The sequence below is a fragment of the Pseudomonas sp. P1.31 genome (genome assembly GCF_001269815.1).
In the GTDB taxonomy this organism is placed as follows: domain Bacteria; phylum Pseudomonadota; class Gammaproteobacteria; order Pseudomonadales; family Pseudomonadaceae; genus Aquipseudomonas; species Aquipseudomonas rustica.
The window spans coordinates 12,782-32,252 of record NZ_LHVN01000044.1; the positions used below are offsets into that span (position 1 = coordinate 12,782).

At 59.4% G+C, this 19,471-nt stretch carries 16 protein-coding genes; 5 read left to right on the forward strand and 11 right to left on the reverse strand.

Annotation, left to right across the window (positions count from 1 at the left end):
- Positions 1-180: 180 nt before the first annotated feature.
- The 6 genes from AD669_RS26090 to AD669_RS26115 all read right to left on the reverse strand — a co-directional run bounded on the left by AD669_RS26090 (position 181) and on the right by AD669_RS26115 (position 7,545).
- On the reverse strand, positions 181-1,149 hold the full coding sequence (locus AD669_RS26090; RefSeq protein ID WP_053124901.1) for a CDP-6-deoxy-delta-3,4-glucoseen reductase: 969 nt from the start codon (positions 1,147-1,149) through the stop codon (positions 181-183).
- The gene (gene ubiD / locus AD669_RS26095; RefSeq protein ID WP_034151998.1) at positions 1,149-2,615 is read right to left on the reverse strand and encodes a 4-hydroxy-3-polyprenylbenzoate decarboxylase; all 1,467 of its coding nucleotides are present in this window, start codon (positions 2,613-2,615) and stop codon (positions 1,149-1,151) included. The genes AD669_RS26090 and ubiD overlap by 1 nt, the downstream gene beginning before the upstream one ends.
- Before the next feature lie 69 nt (positions 2,616-2,684).
- Positions 2,685-4,682 carry an acyltransferase family protein gene (locus tag AD669_RS26100; RefSeq protein ID WP_053124903.1) on the reverse strand — a complete coding sequence of 666 codons (1,998 nt, stop codon included), beginning with the start codon at positions 4,680-4,682 and terminating at the stop codon, positions 2,685-2,687.
- A 196-nt stretch (positions 4,683-4,878) separates the two neighbouring features.
- On the reverse strand, positions 4,879-6,138 hold the full coding sequence (gene rho, locus AD669_RS26105) for a transcription termination factor Rho (RefSeq protein WP_003229334.1): 1,260 nt from the start codon (positions 6,136-6,138) through the stop codon (positions 4,879-4,881).
- A gap of 249 nt (positions 6,139-6,387) precedes the next feature.
- Entirely contained in the window at positions 6,388-6,717 is a 330-nt protein-coding gene (trxA, locus tag AD669_RS26110; protein WP_003206727.1) for a thioredoxin TrxA, read from the reverse strand.
- Positions 6,718-6,837: 120 nt separating this feature from the next.
- Positions 6,838-7,545, reverse strand: a complete 708-nt coding sequence (locus AD669_RS26115; protein ID WP_053124904.1) for a FadR/GntR family transcriptional regulator — start codon at positions 7,543-7,545, stop codon at positions 6,838-6,840.
- A gap of 256 nt (positions 7,546-7,801) precedes the next feature.
- Between AD669_RS26115 and AD669_RS26120 the strand changes: the two genes are divergently transcribed.
- From AD669_RS26120 to AD669_RS26135, 4 genes are read left to right on the forward strand one after another with little or no spacing between them, the layout of a single operon-like run.
- The gene (locus AD669_RS26120) at positions 7,802-8,587 is read left to right on the forward strand and encodes a transporter substrate-binding domain-containing protein (RefSeq protein WP_053124906.1); all 786 of its coding nucleotides are present in this window, start codon (positions 7,802-7,804) and stop codon (positions 8,585-8,587) included.
- Positions 8,588-8,608: 21 nt separating this feature from the next.
- Positions 8,609-9,283: an amino acid ABC transporter permease gene (locus AD669_RS26125; protein ID WP_053124909.1), complete on the forward strand. Its 675-nt coding sequence runs from the start codon at positions 8,609-8,611 to the stop codon at positions 9,281-9,283.
- Positions 9,280-9,930 carry an amino acid ABC transporter permease gene (locus AD669_RS26130; protein WP_053124911.1) on the forward strand — a complete coding sequence of 217 codons (651 nt, stop codon included), beginning with the start codon at positions 9,280-9,282 and terminating at the stop codon, positions 9,928-9,930. Before AD669_RS26125 ends, AD669_RS26130 begins: the two co-directional genes overlap by 4 nt.
- Positions 9,917-10,654, forward strand: coding sequence for an amino acid ABC transporter ATP-binding protein (locus tag AD669_RS26135; protein WP_053124913.1), 738 nt, complete (start codon positions 9,917-9,919; stop codon positions 10,652-10,654). The genes AD669_RS26130 and AD669_RS26135 overlap by 14 nt, the downstream gene beginning before the upstream one ends.
- Before the next feature lie 4 nt (positions 10,655-10,658).
- Here the strand turns inward: AD669_RS26135 and AD669_RS26140 are convergent, their stop codons facing one another.
- The 4 genes from AD669_RS26140 to AD669_RS26155 form a co-directional block, all read right to left on the reverse strand.
- Positions 10,659-11,174, reverse strand: coding sequence for a hypothetical protein (locus AD669_RS26140; protein ID WP_053124915.1), 516 nt, complete (start codon positions 11,172-11,174; stop codon positions 10,659-10,661).
- Positions 11,164-13,545, reverse strand: a complete 2,382-nt coding sequence (locus tag AD669_RS26145) for a fimbria/pilus outer membrane usher protein (protein ID WP_053124917.1) — start codon at positions 13,543-13,545, stop codon at positions 11,164-11,166. Before AD669_RS26145 ends, AD669_RS26140 begins: the two co-directional genes overlap by 11 nt.
- A 3-nt stretch (positions 13,546-13,548) precedes the next feature.
- A complete protein-coding gene (locus AD669_RS26150; RefSeq protein ID WP_082341496.1) occupies positions 13,549-14,256 on the reverse strand; it encodes a fimbria/pilus chaperone family protein in 708 nt (235 codons plus the stop codon).
- Between the two features lie 133 nt (positions 14,257-14,389).
- Positions 14,390-15,058, reverse strand: coding sequence for a DUF1120 domain-containing protein (locus tag AD669_RS26155; protein ID WP_172680171.1), 669 nt, complete (start codon positions 15,056-15,058; stop codon positions 14,390-14,392).
- A gap of 416 nt (positions 15,059-15,474) precedes the next feature.
- On the opposite strand from AD669_RS26155, the gene ppx reads away from it, so the two are divergent.
- Entirely contained in the window at positions 15,475-16,977 is a 1,503-nt protein-coding gene (ppx, locus tag AD669_RS26160; RefSeq protein WP_053124921.1) for an exopolyphosphatase, read from the forward strand.
- Between the two features lie 254 nt (positions 16,978-17,231).
- Here ppx and ppk1 read toward each other — a convergent pair whose 3' ends face one another.
- Positions 17,232-19,457: a polyphosphate kinase 1 gene (ppk1, locus tag AD669_RS26165; protein WP_053124923.1), complete on the reverse strand. Its 2,226-nt coding sequence runs from the start codon at positions 19,455-19,457 to the stop codon at positions 17,232-17,234.
- Positions 19,458-19,471: the final 14 nt, after the last annotated feature.

Consider the following 19,471-nt stretch of genomic DNA (forward strand, 5'->3'; position numbering starts at 1 on the left):
TAGAACGCACCGCTGTAACAATAAGGCACATATGTTTTAAGGCAATTTGAGTGCCATGGCACAGTTCTTAATTGATTGCCTGATTGATATATAACCTAGCGGTATTTATGCAATTACATAAATACCGATCGGCTATATAGAGAGTTATAACGGCTTAGGAACGTGGCTCAAGAGCGCGGCTCAAGAGCGCGGCGCGTAGGCGAACACGTCGGCACGCATTTGATGGGCGTCCATCCCGGCTTCGACCAAGGCGTCGAGGGTGCCGTAGACCATGGCCGGTGAGCCGCTGGCGTAGACGTGCAGCGGTTTCAGATCGGGAAAGTCTTCGCAGACTGCTTCGTGCAGCATGCCGCAGCGCCCCTCCCAACCGCATTGATCGCTGACGACTTTGTGCAGGAACAGGTTGGGTAACTTCAGCCATTCGTCCCAATGTTCGATTTCATAGAAATCTTCTGGACGACGCACGCCCCAGTACAGATGCACCGGGTGTTTGAAGCCGTTGGCGCGGCAGTGTTCGATCAACGCGTGAATCTGGCCCATGCCGGTACCCGCAGCGACCAGCACCAGCGGCCCATCCGGCAGCTCGGCCAGATGCGTATCACCGAATGGCAGCTCGACGCGCACCATTGCGTTGCGTTGCAGCTGTTCGATCAGGCTCAGTGCACTGGCTTCGCGCGCCAGCACATGGATTTCCAGATCACGCCCGCCATGCGGTGCCGAAGCCATGGAGAACGCCGATTTCTCGCCGTTCTCGCGTTCGATCATCAAGTATTGCCCGGCGTGGTAGCGCGGTGGTTTGCCTGCCGGCGCACGCAGCCGCACGCGCCAGGTGTCGCCACCGACATCGCGGCATTCAATAACCTGACACGACAGGCTGCGCACCGGCAGTTCTCCCAGCGCGAGCACGCCATCCCACAGCAGGATGCAGTCTTCCAGCGGCTCGGCTATGCAAGTGTAGAACTCACCGTGGTCATGCACCTTGCCGGCCTGTTCGACGCGGCCTTCAACCAGCAGCGCCGCACACACGTGACAATTGCCGTTGCGGCAGCTTTGCGGGCATTCGTAGCCCAGGCGCCGCGCACCATCGAGAATCCGCTCACCGGGCTGTATCTCGAGCACTGCTCCGGAGGGCTGCAGGGTTACACGCATCAATCTATTCCTAACTGATTCCAGATGGCATCGATCCGTTGGGTGACGGCGTCGTCCTTGACGATCACGCGGCCCCACTCGCGAGTGGTTTCGCCCGGCCACTTGTGGGTGGCATCGAGGCCCATTTTCGAACCCAGGCCGGAGATCGGCGAGGCGAAGTCGAGGTAGTCGATCGGCGTGTTATCGATCATCACCGTGTCGCGCTTGGGATCCATGCGCGTGGTGATGGCCCAGATCACGTCGTTCCAGTCGCGGGCGTTGATATCGTCGTCAGTGACGATAACGAACTTGGTGTACATGAACTGTCGCAAAAACGACCAGACACCGAGCATCACGCGCTTGGCATGCCCCGGATACGACTTCTTCATGGTCACGATGGCCATGCGGTACGAACAGCCTTCCGGCGGCAGGTAGAAGTCGGTGATCTCCGGAAACTGCTTCTGCAGGATCGGCACGAACACTTCGTTCAGCGCCACACCGAGGATCGCCGGTTCATCTGGCGGACGGCCGGTGTAGGTGCTGTGGTAGATCGGTTTGATCCGGTGGGTGATGCGCTCGACGGTGAACACCGGGAAGCTGTCGACTTCGTTGTAGTAACCGGTGTGGTCGCCGTACGGGCCTTCATCGGCCATTTCGCCCGGATGGATCACGCCTTCGAGGATGATTTCGGCAGTGGCCGGCACTTGCAGGTCGTTGCCACGGCACTTCACCAGTTCGGTGCGGTTACCGCGCAGCAGACCGGCGAAAGCGTATTCGGAGAGGCTGTCCGGTACCGGCGTCACGGCGCCGAGGATAGTTGCCGGATCGGCGCCGAGGGCCACGGACACCGGGAACGGCTGGCCCGGATGCTTCTCGCACCATTCGCGATAATCCAGTGCGCCGCCACGGTGGCTGAGCCAGCGCATGATCACCTTGTTGCGGCCGATCACTTGCTGACGGTAGATACCGAGGTTCTGGCGTTCCTTGTTCGGGCCTTTGGTGACGGTCAGGCCCCAGGTGATCAGCGGGCCGACGTCGCCGGGCCAGCAGGTCTGCACTGGCAGCATCGCCAAGTCGACGTCGTCGCCTTCAATGACCACTTCCTGGCACACCGCGTCTTTGACGACTTTCGGCGCCATCGAGATGATCTTGCGGAAGATCGGCAGCTTCGACCACGCGTCTTTCAAGCCCTTCGGCGGCTCCGGCTCCTTGAGGAACGCCAGCAGCTTGCCGATTTCGCGCAGCTCGCTGACCGACTCGGCGCCCATGCCCATGGCCACCCGCTCGGGCGTGCCGAACAGGTTGCCGAGCACCGGAATGTCGTAGCCGGTGGGCTTTTCGAACAGCAGCGCCGGGCCCTTGGCCCGCAGCGTGCGGTCACACACCTCAGTCATCTCCAGCACCGGCGAGACGGGAATCTGGATGCGTTTCAACTCTCCGCGCTGCTCAAGCTGCTGCACGAAATCCCGAAGATCCTTGAATTTCATTGACGATGGCACCCTCAAAATAGGCGTACATCCTACCTGCTATGCAGCCCTGTGGCAGCCTGTCGCTGCTTACTTGGCTGCATTCGTCTGGGCTTTGCCAAGGTTTTCCTGGCGTTGCAGGTTAATGAACAACGGTTCCATGATCGGTGCCACCAGACGCGCGCCGACTTCCGACAGGTGATTGTCGTCGGTGTACAGCGAGTAGCCGTCGAGCTCGGCGTGACACAAACCCTTGTCGTCACACAGACGCGGCGCCGGGTCGACGATGCGCACCGCCGGGTCTTTGGCCAGTTCAGCGAACAACTGACTGATAAACATCTGACGCTCGTGGTGAATGGCGACTTGCTGACCAACACCTTCAACCGAACGATCGAGCATCGCCAATCGCGTCAGGCGATACGGCGGGCTGTAGGGCTGCAACGGCGCCTCTTTGACCAGCCAGACGCGATGGCCGCTGGCACGCAACTGCGCAACCCGCGCACGCAGACCGTCGGCCAGACGTTGCTCGGCATAGGCGCGATCATAACGACCGTCCGCAGTCCGCAGGACGTGGCCCAGGTCGCCATTGGCTGCTCCGTAGACATACAGACTCCAGCGCGCGACCAGCACCACATCGCTGACGGTTTTCTCTTTCAACGCCTGCTCGATCCGGCGATTGAAATGCGCGCACACCGGGCCATGTTCCAGACCTTCCACCGGGATGCAGCCCGGTGAACTGGCGAGAATCACGCTGACGTCGTGGGCTTTCGCGCCGTCATCGAATATCGGAATCAGCGCCGTGGCGTGACTGTCGCCCCAGACCAGCGCCTGCGCAGGCACGTCGGCCACGCCGTAATGACAGAACAGTTTGTCATCGGGTGTCTTGTCGTCCGCCAGACACGCCATCAACTCCGGCCGCCAGTCGTGGCCCTTGGCATATTGCAGGGCCTGATCGGACAAGCGCCACGGCAAGCCATCGGTCCAGCGCAGCGTTTGCCCGGCCAGTGCCAGCACCAGCACGCCCAGCGCGCCGGCAATCAGAATCGGCCGACGACCGGCGAGCAAACGGCGCTCGCGGAACGGCGTTTCGATGAATTTCCACGACAGATAACCCAGCACCAGCGTCAGCAGGATCAATCCGGCGCTGTCGAGCGCAGTGGTGTCTTCAACGCTGGCATAGCTGGAAAACACGAACACCGGCCAATGCCAGAGATACCAGGAATAGGAGATCAGGCCGAAACCGACCATCACCTTACTGCTCAACAATTGACCAACCACCGTCTCGCGATGACCGTTGGCAAAAATCAGCAGCACCACACCCAGCACCGGCAGCAACGCCGCCGCACCGGGGAATGGCGTGGACTTGTCGTAACCGAACACCGCCAGCAGGATCAGGCCCATGCCGAGCAAACTCAGCAGTTGCGCAGCCATTGGCTTCAAGCGCCAGGCCTGCTTCGGCGCCACTGCCAGCATCGCCCCGGCGAGCAGTTCCCAGGCGCGCATCGGCAACAGGAAGAAGGCTTTTTCCGGGTGGTGGCTGACCGCCCACACGCTCAGGCCGAAGGACACCAGCAGAATCGCGAACAGTGCCAGCCGCCAGTGTTTTAGACGACTCGACATGACGGCCAGCAGCAGCGGGAAGAGAATGTAGAACTGCTCTTCAACCGCCAGCGACCAGGTGTGCAACATCGGTTTGAGGTCAGACGCGACGTCGAAATAGCCGTCCTGACGCATAAACAGAATGTTCGAGACGAACAGCACCTGATAACGCACCGAGCGCCCCAGCTCTTCGTAATCCTTGGGCGCCATCAGGAACCAGCCCACCGCCAGCACGGCGACGATCATCGCAAACAGCGCCGGCAGAATCCGCCGCGCACGGCGTGCCCAGAACTCGACGAAGCTGAAACGCCCGGCCTGACGCTGGTTCCAGATGATCGAGGTAATGAGGTAGCCGGAAATCACGAAGAACACGTCTACGCCGACAAAACCGCCGGTAAACCCCGGGACGCCAAAGTGGAAAAGGACCACGGCGATGACCGCAACGGCCCGCAAGCCGTCGATATCCCTTCGATAAGCGAGTGTGCTCATAAATCTTGAATGCCAATCAGTTGGTTATTATTTGTACAGCCTGATTCTCTTACGCGGAAACGGTCTCGTACGTTGCTGCTCATTCTGCAAGGCACAGACCTTACCAGATCGCCATCGTCCCTTCGCCCGGACAAAATACGGGCAAAAAAATGGCGCCCCCGTAGGGACGCCATTTTTATCGGCTCAATCTGCGATGTTACTTGCGCTTCATCGACAGGAAGAACTCGTCGTTGGTCTTGGTCGTTTTCAGCTTGTCGACCAGGAACTCGATCGCTGCGACTTCGTCCATCGGGTGCAGCAGCTTGCGCAGAATCCACATGCGCTGCAGTTCGTCGTCGGCGGTCAGCAACTCTTCGCGGCGGGTGCCGGAGCGGTTGATGTTGATCGCAGGGAACACGCGCTTCTCGGCGATCTTGCGATCCAGAGGCAGTTCCATGTTGCCGGTACCCTTGAACTCTTCGTAGATCACTTCGTCCATTTTCGAGCCGGTTTCAACCAGCGCGGTGGCGATAATGGTCAGCGAGCCGCCTTCTTCGATGTTACGTGCCGCACCGAAGAAACGCTTTGGCTTCTCGAGGGCATGGGCATCGACACCACCGGTCAATACCTTGCCGGAGCTCGGGATCACGGTGTTGTAGGCACGGGCCAGACGGGTGATGGAGTCGAGCAGGATCACCACGTCTTTCTTGTGTTCGACCAGGCGCTTGGCCTTCTCGATCACCATTTCAGCCACTTGTACGTGACGGGTCGGCGGCTCGTCGAAGGTCGAGGCAACCACTTCGCCGCGCACGGTGCGCTGCATTTCGGTTACTTCTTCCGGACGCTCGTCGATCAGCAACACGATCAGGTGAACTTCAGGGTTGTTACGGGCGATGTTCGCTGCGATGTTTTGCAGCATGATCGTTTTACCGGCTTTCGGCGGTGCCACGATCAGACCACGCTGGCCTTTGCCGATCGGGGCGCACAGGTCGATCACACGACCGGTCAAGTCTTCGGTGGAACCGTTACCGGCTTCCATCTTCATGCGCACGGTCGGGAACAGCGGGGTCAGGTTCTCGAAGAGAATCTTGTTTTTCGCGTTCTCCGGACGATCGAAGTTGATCGTGTCGACCTTGAGCAGTGCGAAATACCGCTCGCCTTCCTTCGGAGGGCGAATCTTGCCAACGATGGTGTCACCGGTGCGCAAGTTGAAACGGCGGATCTGGCTCGGCGAGACGTAAATGTCGTCTGGGCCGGCGAGATAGGAAGCGTCAGCGGAGCGCAGGAAGCCGAAGCCGTCCTGGAGAATCTCCAGCACGCCATCACCGGAGATTTCCTCGCCGCTTTTAGCGTGCTTTTTCAGCAGGGAGAAAATCACGTCCTGCTTGCGCGAACGGGCCATATTTTCTATGCCCATCTGTTCGGCCAATTCGAGCAGTTCGGTAATCGGCTTTTGCTTGAGTTCAGTCAGATTCATATAGGAATGACGTAATCATTTATGGAGGGGGGGAAATTAAGCTTTTGGCTTAATGAGGCCGCGCCGCAGAGAAGGCGACAGGATCGCGTACTTATTCGAAAAGGAGTGCGTCGGCGACGGCTAGCAGGGGGCAGTGGAGAAACCACTGCGGGGCCGAATGTACCACCTGAGTTTCTGAGCGTCTAGCCCTGAATACGCAAAAAGCCCCGCAATTTGCGAGGCTTTTTTTAATGCACTTTACAGCGACGCTTAGATGTTGGCGTCGAGGAAAGCTGCCAGCTGCGACTTCGACAGTGCGCCGACTTTGGTCGCTTCAACGTTGCCGTTCTTGAACAGCATCAGCGTCGGGATACCACGCACGCCGTGCTTGGCCGGGGTTTCCTGGTTTTCGTCGATGTTCAGTTTGGCAACGGTCAGCTTGCCTTTGTAAGTCTCGGCAATCTCGTCCAGAACCGGAGCGATCATTTTGCAAGGACCGCACCATTCAGCCCAGTAATCGACCAGGACAGCGCCTTCGGCCTTGAGTACGTCGGCTTCGAAGCTAGCGTCGCTAACGTGTTTGATAAGATCGCTGCTCATGGAATTCTCCAGGTTGTAAGCAAAAAAACGTGGCCCATCATAGCCGCCCTTCCCCTGTTCAGGAAGCCGCAGATGATTGAGTCTTGCTATGGCACTCGATGAGTTTGGGTATAGCTCAAGTCACGCGGTAGCGGGAGCGATGAAGGCGATTCCGGTGCGCAGCGCGGCATTGCGCACGTGTTCCTGCATGGCTTTTTGCGCGGCAGCCGAGGCCCGGCGAGCGAGGGCACGAAGGATTTTGCGGTGCTCCTGCCAGGTTTCCATGGCGCGTTCGGCACGGATGAACGGTAGTTTCTGGCTATCGAGGAACATCTCGGCGCTGGCGGTGAGGATGCTCAGCATCGCCTGATTGCCGCTGGCCATTAGGATGCGCCGGTGGAATTCGAAGTCGAGTTTCGCTGCCGCCTCAAAGTCGCCGGCCTTCAATTGCTCGCGCATCGCCGCGACATTATCTTCCAGCGCATCCAGATCAAACGTGCTCAACGTCACTGCCGCCAACCCGGCGGCAAAGCCTTCCAGCGCATAACGCAACTGAAAGATATCCAGCGGCGACGCCTGCGCAGCGAATGACCAGCCCGGCGCGTTCTCGTCCGACGACAACTCCACCGGCGCCTGCACGAACACGCCTTTGCCCGGCTGAATGCTGACCACGCCCAACGCGCTCAGCGACGATAACGCCTCGCGCAACGACGCCCGGCTCACCCCCAGTTGCAGCGCCAGATCACGTTGCGACGGCAAGGCATCGCCGGCGCCGAAACCCTGTTCGGTGATCAGTTTGCGGATCGCTTGCAGCGCCACTTCGGGTACTGCACGGGAAATCGAATTCATGGTTATTCAGACGCGTCAGGCCAATGTGCGGCTAGTTGTAAAGCTATTCGCCGAGTCCGGCAAGTCATGCCCCAGCGGGGTTCGGTGATCGCGACCGATGCGCTATCGCAGTGCGAAAAACAACCTGACTGTTCAGACCAGTAAGACCGAACAAAGTCTCTGAAACCGCGGCCTGCCGCGACGACAGCCACGTATTGGCACGGCGCATGCTCTGTCCGATCGCAGAAATCACTTCCCGCCGATCCGGAGATTGTCCATGACCAAGCGTTACAGCGCCCTCCTCGCCGCCCTGTTTTCCAGCCTGCTGCTCAGCCAGATACCTGCTCACGCCGACGGTCTCGATGACGTGGTCAAACGCGGCACGCTGAAAGTTGCCGTGCCGCAAGACTTCCCGCCGTTCGGCTCGGTCGGCCCGGACATGAAACCTCGTGGCCTCGACATCGACACGGCAAAACTGCTGGCCGACCAGCTCAAGGTCAAACTCGAGCTGACCCCCGTCAACAGCACCAACCGCATCCCGTTTCTCACCACCGGCAAAGTCGATCTGGTGATTTCCAGCCTCGGCAAAAACGCCGAGCGCGAGAAAGTCATCGACTTCTCCCGCGCCTACGCACCCTTTTACCTCGCGGTATTCGGCCCGCCAGACGCGGCGATCAACAACCTCGACGACCTCAAAGGCAAAACCATCAGCGTCACCCGTGGCGCCATCGAAGACATCGAATTGACCAAAGTCGCCCCCGAAGGCGTGACCATCAAGCGCTTCGAAGACAACAACTCGACCATCGCCGCTTACCTCGCCGGGCAAGTCGACCTGATCGCCAGCGGCAACGTGGTGATGGTCGCGATCAGCGAAAAGAACCCGAAACGCGTGCCGGCGCTGAAAGTGAAACTCAAGGATTCGCCGGTTTACGTCGGCGTGAACAAGAACGAAGCGGCGCTGCTGGCCAAGGTCAACGACATCCTGACCAGCGCCAAGGCTGACGGCGCGCTGGAAAAGAACTCGCAGACCTGGCTGAAAGAGCCGCTGCCGGCCGATCTCTGATCGACTGCGCGGGAGATCTTCATGGCTTATCAGTTCGATTTCATGCCGGTGGTGCAAAACACCGACCTGCTGCTGCGCGGCGCGCTGTTCACCCTTGAGCTGACGGCCATCGGCGCGCTGCTCGGGGTCGGCGTGGGCATTGTCGGGGCGTTGGTGCGGGCATGGAACATCCGCCCGTTCTCGGCAATCTTTGGCGTCTACGTCGAGTTGATCCGCAACACGCCGTTTCTGGTGCAGTTGTTCTTTATCTTCTTCGGCCTGCCGTCGCTGGGCGTGCAGATTTCCGAGTGGCAAGCGGCGGTGCTGGCGATGGTGATCAACCTCGGTGCCTATTCGACCGAGATCATCCGTGCCGGCATTCAGGCGATTCCGCGCGGGCAACTGGAAGCCGCAGCGGCACTGGCGATGACGCGCTTCGAAGCGTTCCGCCATGTGGTGCTGCTGCCGGCGCTGGGCAAGGTCTGGCCGGCGCTAAGCAGCCAGATCATCATTGTCATGCTCGGTTCGGCGGTGTGTTCGCAGATCGCCACCGAAGAGTTGAGCTTCGCTGCCAACTTCATTCAATCGCGCAACTTCCGCGCCTTTGAAACCTATGCGCTGACCACGTTGATCTACCTGTGCATGGCGCTGCTGATTCGCCAGTTACTCAACTGGATCGGTCGTCGTTACATCAGCCGAAGCGGGGGCCGCGCATGAGCGATTTCACCTTCTGGGACATCCTGCGCAACCTGCTGATCGGCCTGCAATGGACGCTGGCATTGTCGCTGGTGGCGTTTATCGGCGGCGGCCTCGTCGGGCTGCTGATCCTGATCATGCGCATCTCGAAAAACCCTCTGTCGAGCAATATCGCCCGCACTTGGATCGAGCTGTTCCAAGGCACGCCGCTATTGATGCAGCTGTTTCTGGTGTTCTTCGGCGTGGCCTTGGCCGGGATCGAAATCTCGCCGTGGATGGCCGCAGCGATTGCCCTGACTTTGTTCACCAGCGCTTATCTGGCGGAGATCTGGCGCGGTTGCGTCGAGTCGATCGCGCATGGCCAGTGGGAAGCCTCGGCGAGTCTCGCGCTCAATCCTCTGGAGCAACTGCGCTACGTGATCCTGCCGCAAGCGCTGCGCATTGCCGTGGCGCCGACCGTGGGTTTCTCGGTGCAAGTGGTCAAAGGCACCGCCGTGACTTCGATCATCGGTTTCACCGAATTGACCAAGACCGGCGGCATGCTCGCCAACGCCACGTTTGAACCGTTCATGGTCTACGGCCTCGTCGCCCTCGGTTACTTCCTGCTCTGCTACCCCTTGTCCCTCAGTGCGCGCTACCTGGAAAGGAGACTGCATGCCTCTACTTAGAATTTCCGCCCTGCATAAATACTACGGCGATCACCACGTGCTCAAAGGCATCGACCTCAGCGTCGAAGAAGGCCAGGTGGTGGCGATCATCGGCCGCAGCGGCTCGGGCAAATCCACCCTGCTGCGCACGCTTAATGGTCTGGAATCAATCAACGACGGCGTGATCGAAGTCGACGGCGAATACCTCGACGCCGCCCGCGCTGATTTGCGCAGCTTGCGGCAGAAAGTCGGCATGGTCTTTCAGCAGTTCAACCTGTTCCCGCACCTTACCGTCGGTGAGAACGTGATGCTCGCGCCGCAAGTGGTGCAGAAAATGCCGAAAGCCAAAGCGGCGGAACTGGCGAGAGAGATGCTTGAACGCGTGGGCCTCGGGGAAAAATTTGATGCTTTCCCGGATCGACTGTCCGGCGGCCAACAGCAGCGCGTGGCGATTGCCCGGGCATTGGCGATGTCGCCGAAGGTCTTGCTCTGTGATGAGATTACTTCTGCACTCGATCCGGAACTGGTCAACGAAGTGCTCAGCGTCGTGCGGCAATTGGCCAAGGAAGGCATGACGCTGATTATGGTCACCCACGAGATGCGCTTTGCCCGCGAAGTCGGCGACAAACTGGTGTTCATGCACCACGGCAAGGTGCATGAAGTGGGCGATCCGAAGCTGTTGTTTGCCAATCCGCAGACGGCGGAACTGGCCAACTTCATCGGCACGGTGGAGCACGCGGGCTGAGCATTCAGTCGTGCAGCAACTCGAATGTGCCGGCGGCTTCGAACAGGGTTTCGTCGTGGATCTGCAACTGGCGGGTGTCCAGCTGCGCCTGAACGTCGATCTGCGCAGTAAAGTGCCGGGCGCGCTGCGATTGAATGGTTTGCGCCGCATCGAATAACTGTTCCGCGCGTGGCTGGGGGTCGGTATCGCGGGTCAGCATCGCCGCGCTGCCGTCTATTACCGCGTCGCTGATGCGCAGGCTGAACTGGCCCTGTTGGCCTAACCGGAAGACATTCGGGCCCGCGCTGGTGCCGTTGAAGCGCAGTTTTATTGGCGTTGGCGTCTGGCAGATCACCGTCAAGGTGAGTCGGTGAGTGTCCAGATTTACCCAATGTTGGCCGAGAGGTTGATCAGGGAATGCGCCGCGATGTAATTGGCCATAATCGACTTCGGACTGGCTCAAGCGTGATTCGCAGTCAGCGGCGAAAATCGGTGTCATCAGCAGGTAGATGACTAGCGCGACGGCTGATTTAGCGCGCATGGCAAACGCCCTCCATGGCTTCATACAAGCGATCGCTGTGAGTGTCGGGCGGCGGTTCCAGTTGCAGCTCGCAGCGGCGGTTGTTGGCGAGCTGAACGTGCAATGTCTGCGCGCCCTGCACATCACTCAAAAACGCTTTGCCGCCCTCAACGACTGAACCGAGTAATTGCCCCTGCTCCGTCAAAACCGACGCGCCTCGGCTGACTGGCAGTCCTTGCTCATCGACAATCTGCAACAGCACCCGACGCACGCTGATCACTTCGAAATCCAGCGTATTGAATGAGCCGCGTCCGGCCTGCACTTCTTTGAAACCATTGATCAGATCGACCCGGCGCGGCAACGTTCGAGTCATCACTTGCACGCGGCTTTGGCTGTACGCCGACAGCCCGGGAATCACCGCGCGCCCGTCGCCGTCCGTCCACACCGGGCCTGACGGCGTCGTTAACTGCACCCCCGAAAGATTTCCCACGGAAGCGATGCCGAAGGTGTCTTGAATGGCATAAGGGGAAAACGTCACGCCGTCCTCGTGCACAGCGATGCCTCCCTTGAGCTGGCCCATGTAACTGTTGCTCGCCGCGTCGCGGTTCACGCCAAGCCCGACTTGGGCATAGCGCGGCAGCAAGCCGACGCTGGCGTTCAGCCGCGAACCGCGCGCCTCGCCGATGCCGTCGATGCCCAAGCGATAACTCACCGTGTCGGTGACCTGCTCGCTCAGCGCTGAGCCCAGCGTCGTTTGCGTATCGCGATGGTTGGCATAGGTGCGCAACTGGCGCGAGCCGCCGAGGGGAATGCCGATGCTCAGGTGCATTGCCGTCGCGTTCGATTCGGCTTCGATGTTGAACGACACGCTGGCGTGCTTGAATCCCTTGCCCCACGAACCGCTCAAGCGTTGCCGGTGCTCGCCGTTGTGCAAGGCGCTGCGGCTGATTGCAGCGCTGAACCCGCCCCACCGCGGATCCGCCCAACCTAGCGTCGCGCTGAATTGATTGGCGAAGCGCTGCTGCAATTGATCGGCGCTGTAGGCCTGGTTATCGAGTACGTCGCGGTACTGCTCGCTGCGCAGTGTGGCGCTGAGGCCGAAACTGGCCCGTTCGAAAAATGCGCTCGATATGGAAAGGCTCTGCTGCACTCCCTGCGAATCGGTGTCGGCCTGCCGGGCTAAAACTGCGCGCCAACGCAGGTCAGCGTGCTGAAACAGACGGGTATCGATGCCCCAGCCGCTCGCCTGATAATTTGGCGTTGTCATCAGGCCGCTGCTGAGCAGCGACGTTGGCCCCAAGCTCAAACTGCCGCTGAGCGTGGCGACGGTTTGATTGTCGATCTGTTCATCCGCTCGCGAACGCAGGGTTCCCACCGCCAGGTGATAGCCGGGTCGGGCCTGAGTGATTTCATGGAACGCCGAGATTGGTAACGCAAACTCCCTTGTCGCACCGTCCTCACCAATGACCTTCACCTGTAGATCATCGCTGCCATTGAGCAAAGCAAAACCGTTCAGGCTGAATGGCCCTGGTGGCACCCATGTGCTGTAGATCAGCGCGCCGGACTGGCGAACTTCGATGCGCGATGGGCTGCTGGCGATGCCATCGACAGTGGCGCTGGATTCGCTTGGCCGCACAGCGCTCTGGGCTGGGAACAGCTGCGCGCCAGTGATGGGCACACCGGCAAACAGTGGACTGCTGGTGTTGATCTGGCCCAATTGCAACGTTGAATCCAGCCGTTGCAGATCGCGCTGGGCATAGCTGTAGAGGTGTTCGACGCCGCCAGTCTGCTGCCCGGAATTCCATTGCTGGCGACTGCGTACGATCCAGTCGGCCGTGTTGAAACCGGCCAGCGTGGAGGCCGAGATGTAGCGACTGCTGCTGGCCGAAGACGCGTTATCCAGTCCGAGCAAGTCGTAGCTGAACATCCCGGCGCTGCCGCCACGGGTGAAATTTGTGGTCGTTTGCGCCACATCGGCCAGCGCATGGGTTGGCACCAGCAGAAGCACTTCTTGTTGATTCGGCCGCAAAGTCACTTGTGTCTGTGGGTAATGCGCCTGGAAAGCGAGACAACCCTGACTGTCGGTGATGCTTTTATCGAGGCTGCGCAATCCGGCCTTGTCCAACAGGCTTTGGGTGAAACACAGCTCACCGGCGGTATCGAACTGCGCCTCGGCCCAGCCCATCTGACGGCCATTGACGAACAGTGTCACCACGCGCCGGCCCTCGCTAAAACGCGGAGCCAGCCGAAAGTATTCGGCCATGGCCGGATCGATGCCGCGACTGCCGAGTACATCGGTGTCGAACTCCACCGTCCGGGGTTGCGCAGCGAGTACGTGCTCACAGACACCGAGCGCCGCCAGACACACCGCTCGGGCAACCCCGCTGGCCATGCTTCAAGGCCCTTGGACATTGAGGCGAGCGTCGTAGCTGTCGACGGTAAAGCCATAAACCGTTGCCGGGTAAAACGTGACTCCCGTGGCCGATTGCGGCTGTTTATCAACCTTGCGCTGCAGGACTTCGCCCGGCAGCACGTAGGTTCGACCGATATCCGCGACGTGATTCTGCGGGGTCAGCACGACCTCTTGGGATAGCCGTACGACGTAGGGGCTTTCATTGCGCACTTGCAGGACGTCGCCCACTAGCGACCACTCAAGCAGCGTCCACGGCGTGGGATTTTTCGCCAGGCCCCGCGGATGAATGATCAGCGGCAGGTTCTGCCGGATCGTCACGCCGACGGATGCCGTGTCTGCGGGTTTTCTCGGCGGTACGCCTTCGAAAATGATGCGTTTGAGGCGCTGGGTTTTCAGCGGTTCGGAGAACTGCCCGATCACCCGCACCAATTGTTTGTCCGAGGCTTCTACCCGGGTGATTGGCGGGGTTACCAGCGCGAGAAACTCGGGATCTTCCGGGAGGTTCTCGATCGATGAGTACAACAAGGCTGGCGTCGCATCGGTATTTTTTATATTGATGGTGGTTTCACCGTCCTCTTCATTAAGAATGACCACGGTCGTTTCCGGCACCATGCCGTCGGCGCGCACCGAAGTAATTGCAACAAACAACAACATAATGAAGGCAACGGACACTGTTCTTATTGAAAACATTATTTCAGCCACACCAAACCCTCACGAGCAAATAAACTTCGCGACAAGAAACTTGCAATCAGTCAGTTAAAAAGTAACAACATGTGCGACATGTCACTCTGAGGGAGCAACATGCCAAACACATCAAAAGCAATCAGAGATAACTGAGTTCAAAAGTGGCCAAACCATCCAGAGGCACAACATTATTGATGGTTAGTTCTGACGCTTTGTTGATGACCGCCTGTACTTCCATCACACCGCTGAGGGTGACGAACGAGACCGGGACGATCAATCCGATGGTGCGCGACCACGACCCCAGATTGTCGTTTTGCCCGACCGCACCGGTAGCTGTTTCGATCCAGCTGGTGCCTTTGTCCAGCGAGGTAATGACTTTGACTGGCGTACCGGAGGCGTTGAAACTGCCCGGCTTGAGGTTAACGGCGTAACCACCAATATTCTCACCATCCGCTGTGGCACCCAGACCGTAGTTGTAGTTATCGGTGTAGTCGGCGCCGATGGTGGCGGCGAGAATGCCTGCAACCTGACTGAATCCTTTGCCGTCCTGCGCCTTCAGCCCAACCTTGGTGTGCGACCGGCAGTTGATGTTGAAGACGAGCTCCTTCTTCTCTAGCACGGTGTAGGAAGTCTGGTTCAAATCTTCAGCCGCGATATTGCCGTAATCGACAACGCCGCCGCCCTGCAGAAACGGCACACAACTGGCCGGCACGATCGTGCCCTTGACCCGTAGATCAATAGCCGCCTGAGCATTGATTGAAACGCTGGCAATCACTGCAGCCGCCATTAAAGCACTTATTGTTTTCATAGTTTGTCTACCCGACATTTATTGACTTCAATACATTTGAAGCCTTCATCCCTGTAAAAAGAGTACGAGCAGGCAATGGCCAGCACTCATACCCGACTTACACAGTCTGAGGACATTGCCTACGAATAAGAAGAAGACACGGTGTCAAAGCCAGTAGGAAATTGCACTTACATGGCGAAGGAAGAGGTTATTACCACTTGCCGAAAAAGTTCTGCAGTGCCTAGGCAAAAAGCTTTATATGCCGTAGGAAAACATTCCGCTTATAAAGTCACTCTTTGTATCAACTAACCCAGCAATCACTATTCCCGAATCAGCATCCGATCGGCCATCTACAGCATCAACCTTGATCTCTGTGCGTTGGCGGCAGCCGTTGATCGTGGCACGATGTCGAGGTTATCGACCGAGACCCCCTGACCATGCCGCAATCCAAAGCCAAGAATTTGTCCCTGATCGCCGCAATCGACCTGGGCTCCAACAGCTTTCACATGGTCGTGGCCAAGGCCCAGAACGGCGAAATCCGCATCCTTGAGCGCCTCGGCGAGAAGGTGCAACTGGCCGCCGGCATCGACGATGAGCGCATGCTCAACGAAGAATCGATGCAGCGCGGCCTCGATTGCCTCAAGCGTTTTGCCCAACTGATCAACGGTATGCCGCTCGGCGCCGTGCGTATCGTCGGCACCAACGCCTTGCGTGAAGCGCGCAACCGCCTGGAATTCATCCACCGCGCCGAAGAAATCCTCGGTCATCCGGTGGAAGTCATCTCCGGCCGTGAAGAAGCCCGCCTCATTTACCTCGGTGTGTCGCACACCCTCGCCGACACCCCGGGCAAACGTCTGGTCGCCGACATCGGCGGCGGCAGTACCGAGTTCATCATCGGCCAACGCTTCGAACCGCTGCTGCGCGAAAGCCTGCAAATGGGCTGCGTCAGCTTCACCCAACGCTATTTCAAGGACGGCAAGATCACCCCGGCCCGTTACGCCCAGGCATACACGGCGGCGCGGCTGGAGATCATGAGCATCGAACACGCCCTGCATCGCCTGACCTGGGATGAAGCCATCGGCTCCTCCGGCACCATCCGCGCCATCGGCCTCGCGTTGAAGGCTGGCGGGCATGGCACCGGCGAAGTGAATGCTGAAGGGCTGGCCTGGCTCAAGCGTCGCCTGTTCAAACTCGGCGATGCCGACAAGATCGATTTTGAAGGCATCAAGCCGGATCGTCGGGCGATTTTCCCGGCGGGTCTGGCGATTCTCGAAGCAATTTTTGATGCGCTTGAACTGCAACGCATGGATCACTGTGAAGGCGCGCTGCGTGAAGGCGTGCTGTATGACCTGCTCGGTCGCCATCATCACGAAGACGTGCGCGAACGCACCCTCACTTCGCTGATGGAGCGCTATCACGTTGATGTCGAACAAGCGGCACGGGTTGAACGCAAAGCCCTGCACGCGTTTGATCAGGTCGCGGTGGACTGGCAGCTGGACGACGGCATTTGGCGCGAACTGCTGGGCTGGGCGGCGAAAGTGCACGAAGTCGGTCTCGACATCGCGCACTATCACTACCACAAGCACGGCGCTTATTTGATTGAGCACTCGGACCTCGCCGGTTTCTCCCGCGAAGACCAACAGATGCTCGCCCTGCTGGTGCGCGGCCATCGCCGTAACATTCCCAAAGACAAATTCGCCGACTTCGGTGACGACGGCGCCAAGCTGATTCGCCTGTGCGTGCTGCTGCGTTTTGCGATTCTGTTCCACCACATCCGTGGCACACAGGCGATGCCGCAGGTGGTGTTGCATGCCAAAGGCGACACCCTGGACGTGGAATTCCCGGAGAACTGGCTGGATGAAAATCAGCTGACTCAGGCAGATTTTGGCCTCGAAGCCGATTGGCTGACGCGAGTGGGCATCGTCCTCACCGTCCACTGAGTCTCGATTGGGCATAAAAAAGGCGATCCTTCTGGATCGCCTTTTTTATTGGGTGTTCGACTGGGATTTAGTGGTGTGCGTGAGATCGATGCCCCTCACCCCAGCCCTCTCCCGAGGGAGAGGGGGCCGATCTTCGTGCTTTTCAAAATCTGAGTTCGACTCGATATGCCAGGTCGGTGTATAGCGCGAGACACCTCGGTCAGTCCCCTCTCCCTCCGGGAGAGGGCTAGGGTGAGGGGCTCTTGCCTTTGGCCCTAGCTGCTCACCGGCAAAATCGGGCTACCCAACCGCTCCAGCAACGTCGCCTGCGCACTCCTCGGGTTCTGGTTCCCGGTCGGCGTGTTGCGGATGTAACGGCCATCCGACTGCAAACTCCAGCTATGGGTGTTGTCAGTCAAATACAGCTCCAGCTCTTTCTTCACGCGGGTCAGCAGCTTCTTGCCTTCCACCGGGAAGCAAGTCTCGACGCGTTTGTCGAGGTTGCGCTCCATCCAGTCGGCGCTGGAGAGGAACATTTGCTCGTCGCCGCCGTTGAGGAAGTAGAACACCCGCGTGTGCTCCAGGAAGCGACCGATGATCGAGCGCACATGGATGTTGTGCGAAACCCCGGCGATGCCCGGACGCAGGCAGCACATGCCGCGCACCACCAGATCGATGCGCACACCGGACTGGCTGGCCTTGTACAGCGCGCGGATGATCTTCGGATCGGTCAGCGAGTTGAACTTGGCGATGATGTGCGCCGGTTTGCCTTCGACGGCGAACTGGGTCTCGCGGGCAATCATGTCGAGCATGCCCTTCTTCAGTGTGAACGGCGCATGCAGCAGCTTCTTCATGCGCAGGGTTTTACCCATGCCGATCAACTGGCTGAACAGTTTGCCGACGTCTTCGCACAAGGCGTCGTCGGAAGTCAGCAGGCTGTAGTCGGTGTACAGCTTGGCGTTGCCGGCGTGGTAGTTGCCGGTGCCGAGGTGCGCGTAACGCACAATTTCGCCGGCCTCGCGACGCAGGATCAGCATCATCTTGGCGTGGGTCTTGAAACCGACCACGCCGTAGATCACCACCGCGCCGGCCGCTTGCAGACGGCTGGCCAGTTGCAGGTTGGACTCTTCGTCGAAGCGCGCACGCAACTCGATGACCGCCGTGACTTCCTTGCCGTTACGCGCGGCGTCCACCAGCGCATCGACGATCTCGGAGTTGGCGCCGGAGCGGTATAGGGTCTGGCGCACAGCGAGAACGTGCGGGTCTTTCGCGGCTTGGCGCAGCAGGTCGACCACCGGGGTGAACGACTCGAACGGGTGCAGCAAGAGGATGTCCTGCTTGCTGACCACGCTGAAAATGTTTTCGCTGTTCTGCAGCAGTTTCGGGATCTGCGGGGTGAACGGCGTGTATTGCAGCTCTGGATGACTGTCCAGACCGGTGATGCTGAACAGTCGAGTCAGGTTGACCGGGCCGTTGACCTGATACAGCTCGCTCTCGCTCAGGTTGAACTGCTTGAGCAGGTAGTCCGAGAGGTGTTTCGGGCAGGTGTCAGCGACTTCCAGACGCACCGCATCGCCGTAACGACGCGAGAACAACTCGCCACGCAGCGCGCGGGCCAGGTCTTCTACGTCTTCGGAGTCGAGTGCCAGGTCAGCGTTTCGGGTCAGACGGAACTGGTAGCAACCCTTAACCTTCATGCCCTGGAACAGGTCATCGGCGTGGGCGTGGATCATCGACGACAGGAACACATAGTTGTCGCCCGGGCCGCCGACTTCTTCCGGCACCTTGATGATCCGCGGCAGCAAACGCGGTGCCGGGATGATCGCCAGACCGGAATCGCGACCAAAGGCGTCGATGCCTTCCAGCTCGACGATGAAGTTGAGGCTCTTGTTCACCAGCAACGGGAACGGGTGCGTCGGGTCGAGGCCGATCGGGGTGATGATCGGCGCGATCTCGTCACGGAAATAGCGGCGCACCCAGGTCTTGAGCTTGACCGTCCAGTTGCGGCGACGGATGAAGCGCACCTGATGCTTTTCCAGCTCCGGCAACAGAATGTCGTTGAGGATCGCGTACTGACGGTCAACATGACCGTGCACCAGCTCGCTGATGCGGGCCAGCGCTTGATGCGGTTGCAGGCCATCGGCGCCGGCCTGCTCACGGGCGAAGGTGATTTGCTTCTTCAGGCCGGCGACACGGATTTCAAAGAATTCGTCGAGGTTGCTGGAGAAGATCAGCAGGAACTTCAAACGCTCCAGCAGCGGATAGGACTCGTCCAGCGCCTGTTCCAGCACGCGGATATTGAACTGCAGTTGCGAGAGCTCGCGGTGGATGTACAGGCTGCTGTCATCCAGACCCGGAATGGTGATCGCCGGCACCGCCACAGCGGTTTCGGCCACCGGCGCGGGTGGCGCTGGCTCCAGTTCCGGCGGGGTCTCGGTGATTTGCTCCACCACCGGCTGAGCTTCTTTTACTGCAACTTCAGTGAGTCCTTCGGTATTCATTGAATGTTCCTGGG